Genomic DNA, 243 nt, shown 5'->3' on the forward strand with positions numbered 1-243 from the left:
ACCATCCTTTAACTGTTTGTAAGTTTGATTTATACCTATTGATATACCCCAACAAATTACACCTTGTAAGACTGCATCAGCATTTAATCCTAGCATCCATACTGAGAAACCTATACCAAGTATCAATAAGACTACTGGAATATACTTGTTATCTAATTGTTTATACTTCTTACATCCTGCTCCTATAACATAAAGAGCAGCAACTAAAATTAGTAACTGCTCTGGTATGAAACTTATTAAATT

Annotated in this window: 1 protein-coding gene; it reads right to left on the reverse strand. The window is 31.7% G+C overall.

The annotated features are described in order from the left end of the window. A partial coding sequence (locus tag KGF50_RS22170; protein ID WP_227850024.1) for a phage holin family protein occupies positions 1-243 on the reverse strand: 243 nt, incomplete at both ends.

The organism is Clostridioides sp. ZZV15-6598 (assembly GCF_020657705.1).
Taxonomy (GTDB): domain Bacteria; phylum Bacillota; class Clostridia; order Peptostreptococcales; family Peptostreptococcaceae; genus Clostridioides; species Clostridioides difficile_F.